Annotated in this window: 12 protein-coding genes and 1 tRNA gene; 6 read left to right on the plus strand and 7 right to left on the minus strand. The window is 69.1% G+C overall.

Features of this window, described 5'->3' with window-relative positions:
* Positions 1 to 369 precede the first annotated feature (369 nt).
* Both cydC and AB3X08_RS13335 read right to left on the minus strand, forming a co-directional pair.
* Positions 370 to 2,049, minus strand: coding sequence for a thiol reductant ABC exporter subunit CydC (gene cydC / locus AB3X08_RS13330; protein WP_369933113.1), 1,680 nt, complete (start codon positions 2,047 to 2,049; stop codon positions 370 to 372).
* A complete protein-coding gene (locus tag AB3X08_RS13335; protein ID WP_420018506.1) occupies positions 2,046 to 4,067 on the minus strand; it encodes an ABC transporter ATP-binding protein/permease in 2,022 nt (673 codons plus the stop codon). Before AB3X08_RS13335 ends, cydC begins: the two co-directional genes overlap by 4 nt.
* Positions 4,068 to 4,196: 129 nt before the next feature.
* Here AB3X08_RS13335 and AB3X08_RS13340 point away from each other — a divergent pair, with 129 nt between their 5' ends.
* The 5 genes from AB3X08_RS13340 (at position 4,197) to AB3X08_RS13360 (ending at position 7,838) form a co-directional block, all read left to right on the plus strand.
* Positions 4,197 to 5,786, plus strand: coding sequence for a cytochrome ubiquinol oxidase subunit I (locus AB3X08_RS13340; RefSeq protein WP_369933115.1), 1,590 nt, complete (start codon positions 4,197 to 4,199; stop codon positions 5,784 to 5,786).
* A 19-nt stretch (positions 5,787 to 5,805) separates the two neighbouring features.
* The gene (gene cydB, locus AB3X08_RS13345; RefSeq protein WP_369933116.1) at positions 5,806 to 6,957 is read left to right on the plus strand and encodes a cytochrome d ubiquinol oxidase subunit II; all 1,152 of its coding nucleotides are present in this window, start codon (positions 5,806 to 5,808) and stop codon (positions 6,955 to 6,957) included.
* A 34-nt stretch (positions 6,958 to 6,991) separates the two neighbouring features.
* Positions 6,992 to 7,099, plus strand: coding sequence for a cytochrome bd-I oxidase subunit CydX (gene cydX / locus AB3X08_RS13350; protein WP_369933117.1), 108 nt, complete (start codon positions 6,992 to 6,994; stop codon positions 7,097 to 7,099).
* Positions 7,100 to 7,159: 60 nt separating this feature from the next.
* Positions 7,160 to 7,236: transfer RNA gene (locus AB3X08_RS13355), tRNA-Pro, on the plus strand.
* A gap of 284 nt (positions 7,237 to 7,520) precedes the next feature.
* Positions 7,521 to 7,838 (plus strand): hypothetical protein, encoded by a 318-nt coding sequence (locus AB3X08_RS13360; RefSeq protein WP_369933118.1) that lies wholly within the window; start codon positions 7,521 to 7,523, stop codon positions 7,836 to 7,838.
* A 234-nt stretch (positions 7,839 to 8,072) separates the two neighbouring features.
* On the opposite strand, the gene AB3X08_RS13365 is transcribed toward AB3X08_RS13360, so the two are convergent.
* The 4 genes from AB3X08_RS13365 to AB3X08_RS13380 form a co-directional block, all read right to left on the minus strand.
* A complete protein-coding gene (locus AB3X08_RS13365) occupies positions 8,073 to 8,588 on the minus strand; it encodes a cyclophilin-like fold protein (RefSeq protein WP_369933120.1) in 516 nt (171 codons plus the stop codon).
* A gap of 64 nt (positions 8,589 to 8,652) precedes the next feature.
* On the minus strand, positions 8,653 to 9,852 hold the full coding sequence (locus AB3X08_RS13370) for an MFS transporter (protein WP_369933121.1): 1,200 nt from the start codon (positions 9,850 to 9,852) through the stop codon (positions 8,653 to 8,655).
* 61 nt (positions 9,853 to 9,913) lie between these two features.
* The gene (locus tag AB3X08_RS13375) at positions 9,914 to 10,948 is read right to left on the minus strand and encodes an alpha/beta hydrolase (protein WP_369933123.1); all 1,035 of its coding nucleotides are present in this window, start codon (positions 10,946 to 10,948) and stop codon (positions 9,914 to 9,916) included.
* Positions 10,949 to 10,963: 15 nt separating this feature from the next.
* Complete coding sequence (locus AB3X08_RS13380) at positions 10,964 to 11,194, minus strand: hypothetical protein (RefSeq protein ID WP_369933124.1); 231 nt, start codon at positions 11,192 to 11,194, stop codon at positions 10,964 to 10,966.
* 124 nt (positions 11,195 to 11,318) lie between these two features.
* Here AB3X08_RS13380 and AB3X08_RS13385 point away from each other — a divergent pair, with 124 nt between their 5' ends.
* On the plus strand, positions 11,319 to 12,206 hold the full coding sequence (locus AB3X08_RS13385; protein ID WP_369933125.1) for a LysR family transcriptional regulator: 888 nt from the start codon (positions 11,319 to 11,321) through the stop codon (positions 12,204 to 12,206).
* A gap of 76 nt (positions 12,207 to 12,282) precedes the next feature.
* Here AB3X08_RS13385 and AB3X08_RS13390 read toward each other — a convergent pair whose 3' ends face one another.
* A complete protein-coding gene (locus AB3X08_RS13390) occupies positions 12,283 to 14,199 on the minus strand; it encodes a CocE/NonD family hydrolase (RefSeq protein ID WP_369933127.1) in 1,917 nt (638 codons plus the stop codon).
* Positions 14,200 to 14,391: the final 192 nt, after the last annotated feature.

Raw genomic sequence — 14,391 nt, forward strand, 5'->3', positions numbered from 1 at the left:
GACTCCAGTGTTTGATGCAGGAGGTCTTCAGCCCCGACAGGTGGTTCGGTGCCGCTATGAAGTCGCGAGCGGATGGCTCGCGGCTTCGTTCGTCGCGGCTGAAGCTGCTCCTACAGGAGCTTCCTGCAGCTGCGGGAACCTGCTGCTTCATGCAGGAGGGACTTTCACCCCGACATGTAGTTGGGTGCCGAGATGTGGCCACGGACGGATGACTTGCGACTGCGTTCGTCGCGGCCGATGGCCCAGGCCAAACGCAACCGCTCGCGCGACGAGATAACGGCATGCCGCCCTTGTGGGAGGGACTTCAGTCCCGACTGCATGCGCCGTCAGCCATGCGCTGCTCCGATCATCGCCGTCGGTGCCGCGATGCTACGGCTCGGCCTGCAACCGTCCCTGCTGCAACCGATAACGGGTATGCACCACGCCTTCCGGCAAAGCATCGTGGCTGATCAACAGCAAGCTGCGCTGCCCCAGCGCCTGGCTCAGGTCGCGCAGCAGGGCTTGCGCGGTGTCCACGTCCAGGCCTTCGGTGGGCTCGTCCAGCACCAGCAGCGGCGCGTTGCGCAGCAGCGCGCGGGCCAGGGCCAGGCGCCGCGCCTGGCCGGCGGACATGGTCGCGCCGTTCTCGCCCAGCCACGCGCCCAGGCCGCCGACTTCGTGCAGCCACGCGTCCAGGCGCACGTCGGCGAGCGCGCGTTGCAAGATGGCGTCGTCGGCATCGGGCGCGCCCAGGCGCAGGTTGTCGCGCACGCTGCCGGCGAACACCGGCGCGCCCTGCGGCAGCCAGGCGATGCGCTGGTGCCATTGCGCCTGGGCCAGCTCGCGCAAGTCCACGCCGGCATAGCGGACGCTGCCCTGCTGCGGATCCCACAGGCGCAGCAGCAGCGCCGACAAGGTGGTCTTGCCGCTGCCGCTGTCGCCGCAGATCGCGACGCGCTCGCCCGGCGCGATGCGCAGGCCGACGCCGTCGAGCACGTGCCGGGTCGCCCCGGGCCAGGCGAAGACGACCGCGTCGAACTGCACGTCGCCAACGGCGGGCAACGGCTGCGCCTGTGCGGGGTCGGCGACCGGCGCGTCCTGCCCGGCGATGGCCTGCAGCCGCTGCGCGGCGACGCGGCCGGATTGCAGCGCCTGCCAGGCCAGGCCGGCGCCGGCCCAGACCTCGAGCAGGGCCACGGTGAGGAACAGCAGCCCGGCCGCCTGTTCGGCGCCGATCAGATCGGCACGGGCCGCGCCCAGCGCCAGCCACAGCATCGCCAGCAGGCCCAGCGCGGCGCACAGCGCATGCAGCGCATTGCCGCCGATCAGGCGCTGCCGCTGCTGGCGGTCGTGCGCGCGCAGGTCGTGCACGCTGGCGTCCACGCGCGCGATCCAGTCGGCCTGCGCGTCCAGCGCGGCAAGATCGGCAGCGCCTTCCAGGCCTTCGTAGGCCAGCGTGCGCAGCGTTTCGCGCTGCTGCGCGCGACGCTGCTCGCGCACGCGGCCGCCGCGCGCGACCATCCACGGCACGCCGGCGCCGATCGCCACCGCCAGCACCGCCAACAGCAGCGCTGCCGGCCAATAAATCGCGGCCGCCGCGGCCACGCCGGCGATGCCGATGCCGAGCAGCGCCGCCAGCGGCGCCAATGCGCGTACCACTAGGCCATCGACCTCGCCGATGTCGGACATCAGGCGTGCCAGCAATTCGCCGGTACGGCTGGCGCCGAGCCTGGCCGGCGCCAGCGGCAGCGCGCGGCGGAAGAACCACACGCGCAGGTCGCGGGCGATGCGCAAGGTGGCGTCGTGGCCCACCAGCTTCTCGCCGTAGCGCGAGGCGATGCGGGCGAAGGTCAGCGCGCGGATGCCGGCCGAGGGCGAGAAGAAGTTGAAGCCGCTGCCCATGCCGGCCACGCCGGCCAGCGCCGCGGCGGTCAGGAAGCCGCCCGACAGGCCGAGCAGGCCGACCCCGGCCAGCATCGTGCACAACAGCAGCAGCGCGGTCAGCAGCAGGCGGCCATGGTGACGGCCGAATACGCTGCGCAGATCGTCGTCACGCACTGGGCCGCTCATCGCGCCGCTCCGATCGCGTCTTCCGCGGCGGCGCGCGCCGGCAGCCGCAGCACGCGGTCGGCCCAGCGCATCGCGGCCTCGCTGTGGGTGGCGACGATCACGCTGCGGCCGTGGCTGAACGTGGCCAGGGTGCGCAGCAGTTCGGCCTCGGTGTCCGGATCGAGGAACGCGGTGGGTTCGTCGAGCAACAACAGTTCCGGATCGCGCAGCAGCAGCCGCGCCAGGCCGATGCGCCGCGCTTCGCCACCGGACAGGCCGAAGCCGCGTTCGCCGATCAGCGTATCCAGACCCAGCGGCAGGCGCGCGGCGAAGCGCATGACCTGGGCCGCTTCGGCCGCAGCCTGCAGTTGCGCGGCGCTGGCCTGCGGCGCGGCCAGGCGCAGGTTGTCGGCGATGCTGCCGTGGAACAGGTACGGGCGCTGGCCGGCATAACCGACGCGCAGGCCGGGCCGCAGCTGCAGGTGGCCGGCGCGCGGCGGCAGCCAGCCGGCCAGCGCTTCGAGCAGCGTGCTCTTGCCGCTGCCGCTGGGTCCGACCAGGGCCAGGCGCTGGCCGGGCTGCAGGCTGAAGGACAGATCGACCAACGCATCGCAGCGCGCGCCTTGCGGCCGCAGGGTCAGGCCCTCGGCATGCAGCAGCGTTTGTGCGGGAACTGGCGGCGCCAGTGCGGTGGGCACCGCCGACAACGCAGCTGCTTCAGGCGCTGCGCGCATTGCAGGCACCGCGGGCGTCGCAAGTGCCGGGGACATCGTGGGCGCTACGGTCGCTGCGGGCACGCCGGACGACGGGAACGCGGCAGCCCCATCAGGCGCGGCCGGCATCGCCGGAGCAGGTTGTGCAGGCATCTGCGACGAAGGCGGCGGCGCGGCAGCAGCGGGCCGCGCGACGGACGGCGGCACCGGCGCTGCCCCCGCATCCGGCAACTCGCCAAGCAGCCGCTCCACTTCGGCCGCCGCCGCCAGCGCATTGGCGCGGTCGTGGTAGTGCGCGGCCAGGCGCCGCAGCGGCGCGTAGAACTCCGGCGCCAGCAGCAGGCAGAACACGCCCACGCCCAGGGTCGGCACCGCCGCGTGCAGCGCGATCATGCCCAGGTAGCTCAGGCCCAGGTACATCGCCACCATCGCCACGCTGACCGAGGCGAAGAACTCGAGCACGGTCGAGGACAGGAAGGCGATGCGCAGCACCTTCAAGGTGCGTTCGCGCACGCCCTCGGCGGCGGCGGCGATGCCGCGCAGTTCGTCCTCGCCGCGGCCGTACAGGCGCAGCAGGCCCAGGCCCTTGAGCCGGTCGGCGAAATGCCCGCCCATCCGCGCCAGCTCGCGCAGCTGGCGGCGCCCGGCCGCTTCGGCGCCCCAGCCGACCAGCATCATGAAGATCGGCACCAGCGGCGCGGTGAACAGCAGCAGCAGGCCCACCACCCAGTCGCTCCAGCCGACCGCGAGCAGGATCAGCACCGGCACCACGCTCACTTCCAGCCGCGCCGGCTGGTAGCCGGCGTAGTAGCCGTCCAGCGCGTCGCCGTGGGCCAGCAGCACTTCGCCCAGCTCGCCGTTGCGCTGGCCGCGCAGCCACAGCGGGCCGCGCTGCAGCAGGCGCCGGTACACGCGCCGGCGCAGTTCGAACTTCGCCGCATCGGCGACATCGCCGGCGGCGCGCTGCGCGCAGGCGCCCAGCAGCGCGCGCACGACCAGCACCAGCGCCAGGATGGCGAATGCGGGCAGCGACGACGCCAGCTCGGCACGCTCCACCAGCAAGGCCTGCAGCAGCCAGGCGATGGCGCCGGCCTGCACGATCAACAGCGTCCCGGACAGGCTGATCGCGGCGGCGGCCAGCCGTTGCCGCCCGCGCGCCGCGCTGGCCAGCGACGCCAGCCAGCGCATGCGCTGCCGCCGCAGGTGCGGCGACTCGGCAGACGGGGCAACTGACGACTCGGCGGGATCGGTCAAAACGGACTCTGCGCGGCGAACAGGCCGCCATTGTAAGTCGGCATCCCGGTCGGGACCGCCGCGTGCCGCCACGATGCCGATCGCGGCCGGCGAGGACATTGATCTGAATCAAGGCCCCGCGCGCGGCGGAAGCGGAACATCGCCCTCAACCTACCGCCACCCGGCCACCCAGATGCACATTTCCCACGAGGTAGCACAGCCATGATCGACACCACTGTCGTAGAGCTGTCGCGGCTGCAGTTCGCCATGACCGCCATGTATCACTTCCTGTTCGTCCCGCTCACCCTGGGCCTGTCCTTCATGATCGCGATCATGGAGAGCGTGTTCGTCATGACCCGCAAGGAGGTCTGGCGGCGCATGGCGCTGTTCTGGGGCGTGCTGTTCGGCATCAACTTCGCGATGGGCGTGGCCACCGGCATCGTCATGGAATTCCAGTTCGGCATGAACTGGTCCTACTACAGCCATTACGTCGGCGACATCTTCGGCGCGCCGCTGGCGATCGAAGGGTTGATGGCGTTCTTCCTGGAAGCCACCTTCATCGGTTTGTTCTTCTTCGGCTGGAACAAGCTGTCGCCGGTCAAGCACCTGATGGTGACCTGGCTGATGGCGCTGGGCACCAACCTGTCGGCGGTGTGGATCCTGATCGCCAACGGCTGGATGCAGAATCCGACCGGCGCGGTGTTCAACCCGGACACGATGCGCATGGAAGTCGTGGACTTCATGGCGGTGGTGTTCAACCCGGTGGCGCAAGCCAAGTTCGTGCACACGGTCAGCGCCGGCTACGTCACCGGCGCGGTGTTCGTGATGTCGATCAGCGCGCTGTTCCTGCTGCGCGGCACGCACCGCGACATCGCCCGGCGCTCGTTCGCGGTGGCCGCCGCGTTCGGCCTGGCGTCCTCGCTGTCGGTGGTGGTGCTCGGCGACGAGAGCGGCTATGCCGCCAACGAACACCAGAAGATGAAGCTGGCCGCGATCGAAGCGATGTGGGAGACCGAACAGGCCCCCGCCGACTTCACCGCCTTCGGCATTCCCAACCAGGCCACCGGCAAGAACGACTACGCGATCAAGGTGCCCTACCTGATGGGCTTGGTCGCCACGCGCTCGCTGAACACGCCGATTCCCGGCATCCTGGAACTGGTCGGCCGTGCCGAGCACCGCATCCGCGGCGGCCAGATCGCCTACGGCGCGCTGCAACGGCTCAAGGCCGACCGCAACGACGTGCAGGCGCGCGAAGTGTTCGAGCGCCACTGGCAGGACCTGGGCCACGGCCTGCTGCTCAAGCGCTATCGCGACGACATTCTCAACGCCACGCCGGAAGAAATCTCCAAGGCCGCGCTGGACACCGTGCCGCGCGTGCTGCCGCTGTTCTGGACGTTCCGGGTCATGGCCGGCCTGGGCTTCTACCTGATCGCCTTCTTCATCGCCGCGATGTGGTTCTCGTGCAAGCACAATTTCGAGGACAAGCGCTGGTTCCTGAAGCTGGCGCTGTGGTCCCTGCCGGCGCCGTGGATCGCGATCGAATGCGGCTGGTTCGTCGCCGAGTACGGCCGTCAGCCGTGGGCGGTGGAAGGCGTGCTGCCGACCTTCTATGCCGCCTCCGGCTTGGCCCTGCACGAGATCCTCATCACCCTGGCCGGCTTCGTGGCCATCTACACGGTGCTGCTGGTCATCGAGATCAAGCTGATGCTCAAGGCGATCCGCAAGGGCCCCGACCATCTGCCCGCGCTGCTGCAACCGGCCCCGCGCCCCGCCACCCCGCTCGCCGCACCTGCGGCCGCCGGTCAACTCTGATCCCGGCAGGAGAAAGACGATGGACTTCATTGCATTGGACTACACCACGCTGCGCGTGATCTGGTGGCTGCTGCTCGGCATCCTGCTGATCGGTTTCGCGGTGATGGACGGTTTCGACCTGGGCGTCGGCGCATTGCTGCCGTTCGTGGCGAAGAACGACGCCGAACGCCGGCTGGTGGTCAACACCATCGGCCCGGTCTGGGAGGGCAACCAGGTCTGGCTGGTGCTCGGCGGCGGCGCGATCTTCGCCGCCTGGCCGCCGCTGTACGCGGTCAGCTTCTCCGGCTTCTACCTGGCCATGTTCGTGATCCTGTTCGCGCTGATCCTGCGCCCGGTCGGGTTCAAGTTCCGCGGCAAGCTGCCCAGCCAGCGCTGGCGCAACGGCTGGGACTGGGCGCTGTTCATCGGCGGCTTCATCCCGGCGCTGATCATGGGCGTGGCGGTGGGCAACGTGGTGCTCGGCGTGCCGTTCCACTTCGACGACACCCTGCGGGTGTTCTACACCGGCACCTTCTTCGGCCTGCTGATGCCGTTCGCCCTGCTCGCCGGCCTGCTCAGCGTGAGCATGCTGGTGGCGCACGGCGCGGCGATGCTGGTGCTGAAGACCGACGGCCCGGTGGCCGAGCGTGCGGCCCGCTACGGCAGCGTGGCGGCACTGGTGGCCTGCGCGCTGTTCGCCGCCGGCGGCGTCTGGGTGGCGATGGGCCTGCCCGGCTACGCGGTGACCTCGCAAACGGTCACCGACGGCGCCACCAACCCGCTGCTGAAGACCGCGGTGCTCGGCGAGGTCGGCGGCTGGATGCACAACTACCAGTCGATGCCGCTGACCGCGCTGGCGCCGCTGGCCGGCCTGCTCGGCCTGCTGCTCAGCGCGGTGCTGCTGCACAAGCGCCGCGGCGGGCTGGCCTTCATCGCCTCGGGCGCGGCCATCGCCGGCATCATCCTCACCGTCGGCTTTGCGATCTTCCCGTTCCTGCTGCCCTCCTCCAGCCAGCCCGGCTCCAGCCTGACCGTGTGGGACGCTTCCAGCAGCCGCCTGACCCTGTGGATCATGCTGCTGGCCACCGCAGTGTTCCTGCCGATCATCCTCGGCTACACCACCTGGGTGTACCGGGTGTTGAAGGGCAAGGTCACCGCCGCGTCGATGGACGACAACCCCAACGCGTACTGAGCGCGTTCAACCCGATCGCATAGGAGATTGCACCATGTGGTATTTCGCCTGGATTCTCGGTGTCGGCCTGGCCTCCACCGCCGCCATCCTCAACGGCATGTGGTTCGAGGCCCGCGAAGGCGCCGCCAAGGACGCCGACTGAAATTTTTTCGCAAAGGATCTTGCCGAATGCGGGTGACCCCCGTATCATGTGCGGCTCCTTCGGGGTGTAGCTCAGTCTGGTAGAGCGCTACGTTCGGGACGTAGAGGTCGCAGGTTCGAATCCTGTCTCCCCGACCAGTTTCAAGGTCACAAGAAGCCTGGAAAACCAACGTTTTCCGGGTTTTTTTGTGCCTGCGATCCGGCAGCGGCCATGCAGCGCGGCAGACTGCCCTGCCGCCACCGGGCCACATCCGCTCAAGGCAGCCAGGCCTTGACGCCCGGGCCTGGCTTCTCGCCACAATTGCGACGGGGAACCGGCGCATTCATCACGACCTCCTTCTTCGGCAACGACATGTACCGGAGGCAAGGCGGCGGGCGTGTCCGTTTCGACATTCACGACTCAGACAAACGGACACGACACCATGAAACTGCAAGCGACGCTATGCCTGTCACTGCTCGCCTTCTACTGCGCGCCTGCGGCCGCGGTGACCGAAACCGACAAGCTTGTAGATCGGGTCGGCGTACAAAGCAGCACCGTCTACTTCAGCATCAAGGACAATCTGTCGGTCAATTGCAGGTTTGACATCGTCTATTTCAGCCTCAGCGACGATTTCGGCAAAGCTGCTTATGCGAACATCCTGGCCGCGCAGACCGCGGGCAAGAAACTTTCGCGCTTCGAGTACTGGCAATCCGCTCCAGGCGAAACCTGCACCCTCTCGCTGGTCGAATCGCGAAACTAAGCTAACTTGCGCAGTCCACACGCCGGCGCACGGCACACGGCGTGCGCTTCGCCCAATGCACCGGCAACCCCATGTAACTGGCCTGTTGCGGCGCATGCGAGTGTGCGCGTAGCGTCATCCGCTCACACGCTCCGCACATCGCACGCAGCGCGCGGCCGGCCGTCGGCGACCGCTGACGGACACCTGACCATATGCGACGTAGGTCACCGGCCGCGGCGAATGCAGGACGTCCTGCTAGTCCCTGGAGAACGCGACGCGGACGTCGCCCCGGCCCAAGGCCTGGGCCAACCCGGCCGGGTCGTCCACCCGCCCAAGCCGGGTATAGGAATAGGAGGAAGCGAAGCTCGCATAGAAGACCACCAGCGTCTGCGTGCGGTAGAGCATCAGGTCGCCCGCCTGCAGCGTGCCCGGTCGGTGCGGCGCTGCCGACAGCGGCTGCGGCAGTTCGGCGTGCTTCTCGTTGCCGTTGAGTTCGCTCATGTCCAGTACCAGCGGCAACTGCGCGGCGAAGGCGCGCGCCGCCGCAGTGTCGTCCAGGGCGATGGCGAAACGGCGGTGGCCGACGGTCATCCACATGCGTGCGTCCTCGGTATGCGCGAATGGTACGGCGGCGGCCGCGGGCGGCGCCGCACTGGCGTACATGCCGGCCATGCCAGGGTCCGCTCCCAGCAAGCCGGCCAGCAGCAACGCGCGGCATCGCAAGCGATGGCCCGCGCCGTTGCCGGCGGCCGGCCGCTGCGCGCAGGGCATCGCACCGCCATCGTGCCGTCGCGGCGTCATCGCCATGACGCAGACCCGCGCCGCTGGCGTCGGGTCATGCGGCGCGCGCACGCGATGCCCGCCAGGTCAGCGCGGCCGCGAGCAGCAGCAGCGCAGCGCTGGCCACGAAGGTCGCCGCGTAGCCGGCGCGATCCAGCAGCATGCCGCCGACAGTCGAGCCCAGCGCGATTGCCAACTGGATCACCGCCACCATCAGGCCCCCGCCGGCTTCGGCGTTGTTCGGCATGGCGTGCGCGATCCAGCTCCACCAGCCCACCGGCGCAGCGGTGGCCAGCAATCCCCACAACGCCAACAAGGCGGCCACGGCGGCGATGCGCGTGCCGAATGGAACCAGGATCAAGGCGATCGCCGCCATCAGCAGCGCAATCGCGATCAGGGTGCGATACAGGCCGCGCCTCAGCGCGATGCCGACGAACAGCGTGCCGACCAGGCCGGCCACGCCGATCCCCAGCAGGATCAGCGACAGCGCAGGGACCTTCGCCAGCGTCACGGTTTCCAGGAACGGGCGCACGTAGGTGAACAACGCGAACTGCCCCATGAAGAACGCGGCACAGGCGGCCATGCCCAAGGCGACCGGGCGCTGCCGGAGCAATCCGAACACATTGCCTGCGCCAGCCGCGCGCACCCCGGCCATGCCCGGCAGGCTCGCCCATTGCCAGGCCAGCGCCAGCGCCGCCACCGGCACCAGGCACAGGAAGGCGCCGCGCCAGCCGATCACCGCGCCCAGGTAGCTGCCCAGCGGCGCCGCGATCACCGTGGCCAACGCGTTGCCGCCGTTGAAGACGGCCAGCGCACGGGGCACCTCGCCGGGCGGCACCAGGCGCATCGCGGTCGCGGCCGACATCGACCAGAAGCCGCCGATCACCACGCCGATGAGCGCACGGCCGACCATGTAGGCCGGATAGTTCGGAGCCAACGCGACCACCGCGCCGGAAACCGCCATCAGCCCGGTCAGCGCCAGCAACAAGCGCTTGCGGTCGATGGCGCCGGCCAACGCGGGAATGGACAGGCTGGTGAGCACCGCGAACGCGCCGGAGACGGCGATGCCGCAGCCGGCCAGGCCCTGGCTGACACGCAGGTCCGCGGCCATCGGCGTCAGCAGGCTGACCGGCATGAACTCCGAGGCGATCAACGCGAACACGCACAGCGTCATCGCATACACGCCGCCCCAGTGCGCAGGCTGTGCCGCGGCGTCGCCTGGCATGCCGGCCGCGCGCGCCTGCTGCGCGTTCATGCCGCCTTCCCGCTGCGGAGCGGAAACGCCGCTGGACGCGGTCCGTTCGCCATGCGCGGCATTACCGCGCACCCAGGTTGCGCTTGAAGAAGGATGCCAGCTTGTCGAACGGGATCAGGTCGGTGCGGTCGTACAGATCCACGTGACCCGCGCCCTTCACCCAGTACAGCTCTTTCGGCTGCCCGGCCAGGCGGTACGCCTCCTCGCTGAATTCCTTCGAGTGCGCCTGATCGCCGGCGATGAACAGCATCGGCCGCGGCGCGATGGTCTCGATGTCGTTGAACGGATAGAAGTTCATGAACTTGACGTTGCTGGTCAGGGTCGGATGCGTGGTGAGCGCAGGCGAGGAACCGGCCGGGGTGAACTCGCCGCGCGCGGTGCGGTAGAAGTCGTAGAACTCGCGCTGGATGGGAGGTGTCTGCGCATCGAGCGCGTGCACCGTGCCGCCGGTGTACTCGGTCTTGCCGCCGGCGAATTCCACGTCCCGCTGGCGCGCCGCGGCGGCGATGATCTGCTTTCGCTGTGCCACGCTCTGCGCGTGGTTGAGCGCATTGCGGTTGGCCGCGCCCATGTCGTACATGCTCACGGTGGCGATGGCCTTCATGCGCGGGTCGATCTTGGCCGCGCTGATGACGAAGCTGCCGCTGCCGCAGATGCCGAGCACGCCGATACGCTCGCGGTCCACGAATGCCTGGCTGCCCAGGTAGTCGACCGCCGCGCTGAACGCCTCGGCATAGAGGTCCGGCGCCACCGCGTTGCGCGGCTCGCCCTCGCTCTCGCCCCAGAACGACTGGTCGATCGCCAGGGTCACGAAGCCCTGCTCGGCCAGCTTCTGCGCGTACAGGTTGGAGCTCTGCTCCTTCACCGCGCCCATGGGGTGGCCGACGATGATCGCCGGATAGCGCACGCCGGCCTTGCGCTCGCGCGGCAGGAACAGGTTGCCCACGATCGTCATGCGGTACTGGTTGCGGAAGGAAACCTTTTCCGTGGCGACGGCGTCGCTCTTGTAGAAGTTGTTCGCGCCATTGGCCATGTCTTGTCCCATCGCAGTGGAGGTGCCGGCCGCCAGGGCCAGGATCAGCAGCAGTCGTTGCATCGTTGTGCCTCCCAGTCAGGCCGCCAACATGGCGGTATTGACGACGAAGCGGCAGTTCGCGTCGCCCTGCGGCACCGATTCGCAAGCGGCGTCGATCTGGTCGGCGCGCATCGGCTCGATATCGGCGAAGACGCCGTGCTCGGTGCAAAAACCCGGCATCTGCCGGGCTTCGGCGCTGCGGCGCGCGAGAGGCAAGGGCTCCAGCGGTTTGTCGCGGGCGTCAGCGCCGTAGGCATGAACGGACATGGCGGAATTCCTCGAAGGGACGGGAGGACGGCCATTGTCGGCAAGACGCATCTGCAGGATAAGATGATGAATCCTTGCATTGCCTATTAGCTCGACTAATCAATCAGGCTGGCATACTCGTCCCATGGCCCGACGCAACCTCAACGATCTGCTGGCCTTCGTCACCGTCGCCCGGGAAGGCAGTTTCACCCGCGCCGGTGCCGTGCTCGGGGTCACCCAGTCGGCGCTCAGCCAGGCGATCAAGGCGCTGGAAACGCGGCTGCAGATCCGCCTGCTCACGCGTACCACGCGCAGCGTATCGCCCACCGCGGCCGGCCAGCGCCTGCTGCTGGCGATCGGCGACCGCTTCGACGAGATCGAGTCGGAACTGGACGCGCTGACCGCGCTGCGCGACAAGCCCGCCGGCCTGGTGCGCATCACCAGCGGCGACCACATCCTGCACACCACGCTGCTGCCCAAGCTGACGCCGCTGCTGCACCGCTACCCGGACGTGCGCATCGAATTCGATGTCAGCTACGGCTTGCGCGACATCGTCGCCGACCGCTTCGACGCCGGCGTGCGCCTGGGCGAACGCCTGGACAAGGACATGATCGCGATGCCGATCGGCCCGCCGCTGCGCATGGCCGCGGCCGCGGCGCCGGCCTACTTCCAGCGGCACCCGGCGCCCAAGGTGCCGGGCGATCTGACCCGGCACCGCTGCATCAACATCCGCTTTCCCACCCATGGCGGCGTCTACGTGTGGGAGTTCGAGCGGCGCAAGCGGCAGGTCAACGTGCGGGTCGAAGGCCAGGTGATCTTCAGCACCTCGCCGCCGATCGTGCGCGCCGCGCTGGACGGACTCGGCATCGCTTTCCTGCCGGAGCAGGAATTCGCGCCGCATCTCGAGCAAGGGCGCCTGTTGCGGGTGCTGGAGGACTGGTGCCCGCCGTTCTCCGGCTATCACCTCTACTATCCCAGCCGCCGCCAGCACTCGCCGGCGTTCTCGCTGGTCCTGGACGCGCTGCGTCTTTGAGCGCGCCACGCCGCCGCGCCAGGCGCATGCGGCCGCCGGCGCGCAGAACGCGGCCGCATGCGCGCTGCAGTGGCGCTCAGCGCACCGGCAGACTGATGTAGCTCGCCTGCTGCGGCGTGTGCCAGATGCGCTGCGTCGCCTTCTGGTAGTCGCCCGGCTTGGCGAAGTAGATGTTGGGCACGTAGGTCTGCGGGTTGCGGTCGTACAGCGGGAACAGGCTGGACTGCACCTGCACCATCACCCGGTGGCCGCGCTGGAAGGTGTGGTTGGCAGTAGGCAGGCCGAAGCTGTAGGCCAGCGGCTGGTTCGGCGCGATCGGCGCCGGGTGCTCGAAGCTCTCGCGGTAGCGGCCGCGGAAGATCGCCAGCGACACCGGAAGTTCGTAGCCGCCCATCTTCGGATCGGACGCGACTTCGTCCGGGTACACGTCGATCAGCTTCACTACCCAGTCGCTGTCGCTGCCGCTGGTGGAGGCCTGCAGGTTCACCTCCGGCACGCCGGCGATGCTGAGCGGGGCGTCCAGCGGCTCGCTGACGTAGGTCAGCACGTCGGTGCGGCCGTCGACGAAGCGCTGGTCGTGCACCAGCCATGCGGTCCACATGTCGCGGTCGCCGAAGTCCACCGGGCGCGGCACGAACGGCACCGGCTTGGCCGGGTCGGACACATACTCTTCGTAATCGCCCTGCCCGGCCTGCGGCGCGTCGAACGACAGCTTGCCGCCGGCCGCCAGGTACAACGGCTTGCTGCGCGCCTCGCAGCCCTGCGCGCAGCTGCGCGGCCAGCGCTGCAGGCGATCCCAATGGTTCTCGCCGGTGTTGTAGATGAACACCGGCGGCGTGTCGGCCTTGGCCGCGCCGTCGACCAGATACTGGTCGAAGAACGGCTTGAGCACGTCGCGGCGGAACTGCAGCGCGGTGTCGCCGTCGAACTTCAGCGCGCCCAACGCCGAGCCGTCGTAGTTGACCTGGCTGTGCCGCCACGGTCCCATCACCAGGTAGTTCCTGTCGTTGCCGGCATCGCGCGGCTCCATCGCCTGGTAGCTGTGGATCGCACCCCACATGTCCTCCTGGTCCCACAGGCCCTGCAGCCACATCGTCGGCACCTTCAGCGGAGTACGCGCCATGACCTTGTCCAGCGCCTGGCCCTGCCAGAACGCGTCGTAGGCAGGATGCTCGGTGAGCTTGTGCCACCACGGCAGTTGTTCCAGCCCTGCGGCCTTGGCGTAGTCGCCGGCCGAGCCGGCGCGCAGGAAATTGCTGTAGTCGTCGTGGCCGTGGCGCGGAATGCCGCTGCCCTTGCCGCGCTGGGTCAGCTGGCCGGTGAAGTAGTCGAAGTTGATCTGGCGGAACGCGCCGTAGTTGAGCCAGTCGTCGCCCATCCAGCCGTCGATCATCGGGCTTTCCGGCGCAGCCACCTTCAGTGCCGGGTGCGGATCGGTCAGCGCCATGACCACGGTGAAGCCCTCGTAGGACGAGCCGATCATGCCGACCTTGCCGTTGGACTCGTGCACGTTCTTGACCAGCCAGTCGATGGTGTCCCAGGCATCGGTGGCGTGGTCGACCTTGCTGCCGTTGAGCGGGCCGCGCAGCGGCCGGGTCATCACGTAGTCGCCCTGCGAACCGTACTTGCCGCGAATGTCCTGGAACACGCGGATGTAGCCGCCATCGACGAACACCTCGTCGCCCTGCGGCAGCAGGTCGCGCATGTGCGGCGAAGCCATGCGGCTGGCGCGGCCGCTGGCGTCGTAAGGCGTGCGCGTCAGCAGCATCGGCGCATGCTGCGCGCCCTTGGGCAGCACGATCACCGTGTGCAGCTTGACCCCGTCGCGCATCGGAATCATCACCTCGCGCTTGACGTAGTCGTTGGCCTCGGTCGGCGCGACAAAGGCCTTGCCGGTGATATCCGGGGTCATCGGCGCGGTCTGCGCGTGGGCGGCGGCAGCCAGCGCGGTGGCGAGAACGGTGACGAGCAAGCGGGCGGCGATGGGACGCATGGAACCTCCGGACAGTAAGACCATGACTGTAGGCGCAACCGCGGCCCGGGCGGAAGTGTCGGCGGACCGCAGACGGCACGACGTGTCCGCATGCGGGCGCAGTGCGGATGTGCCAGGACCCGGAAATGGCGAAGACCGGAGCCGCGACAGCCACGCGGCCGCCAATGCCGCGGCCGCTTGCGGACATATCTG

This window comes from Xanthomonas sp. DAR 34887 (genome assembly GCF_041245805.1).
Classification (GTDB): domain Bacteria; phylum Pseudomonadota; class Gammaproteobacteria; order Xanthomonadales; family Xanthomonadaceae; genus Xanthomonas_A; species Xanthomonas_A tesorieronis.

Bases quoted from the DNA above. Each gene is read 5' to 3' on its own strand.
- AB3X08_RS13380 (WP_369933124.1), bottom strand. From the start codon at position 11,194: ATGTCCGTTCATGCCTACGGCGCTGACGCCCGCGACAAACCGCTGGAG.
- AB3X08_RS13390 (WP_369933127.1), bottom strand. From the start codon at position 14,199: ATGCGTCCCATCGCCGCCCGCTTGCTCGTCACCGTTCTCGCCACCGCG.
- AB3X08_RS13365 (WP_369933120.1), bottom strand. From the start codon at position 8,588: ATGCCCTGCGCGCAGCGGCCGGCCGCCGGCAACGGCGCGGGCCATCGC.
- AB3X08_RS13375 (WP_369933123.1), bottom strand. From the start codon at position 10,948: ATGCAACGACTGCTGCTGATCCTGGCCCTGGCGGCCGGCACCTCCACT.
- AB3X08_RS13360 (WP_369933118.1), top strand. From the start codon at position 7,521: ATGAAACTGCAAGCGACGCTATGCCTGTCACTGCTCGCCTTCTACTGC.
- AB3X08_RS13340 (WP_369933115.1), top strand. From the start codon at position 4,197: ATGATCGACACCACTGTCGTAGAGCTGTCGCGGCTGCAGTTCGCCATG.
- AB3X08_RS13370 (WP_369933121.1), bottom strand. From the start codon at position 9,852: ATGAACGCGCAGCAGGCGCGCGCGGCCGGCATGCCAGGCGACGCCGCG.
- cydX (WP_369933117.1), top strand. From the start codon at position 6,992: ATGTGGTATTTCGCCTGGATTCTCGGTGTCGGCCTGGCCTCCACCGCC.
- cydC (WP_369933113.1), bottom strand. From the start codon at position 2,049: ATGAGCGGCCCAGTGCGTGACGACGATCTGCGCAGCGTATTCGGCCGT.
- cydB (WP_369933116.1), top strand. From the start codon at position 5,806: ATGGACTTCATTGCATTGGACTACACCACGCTGCGCGTGATCTGGTGG.
- AB3X08_RS13385 (WP_369933125.1), top strand. From the start codon at position 11,319: ATGGCCCGACGCAACCTCAACGATCTGCTGGCCTTCGTCACCGTCGCC.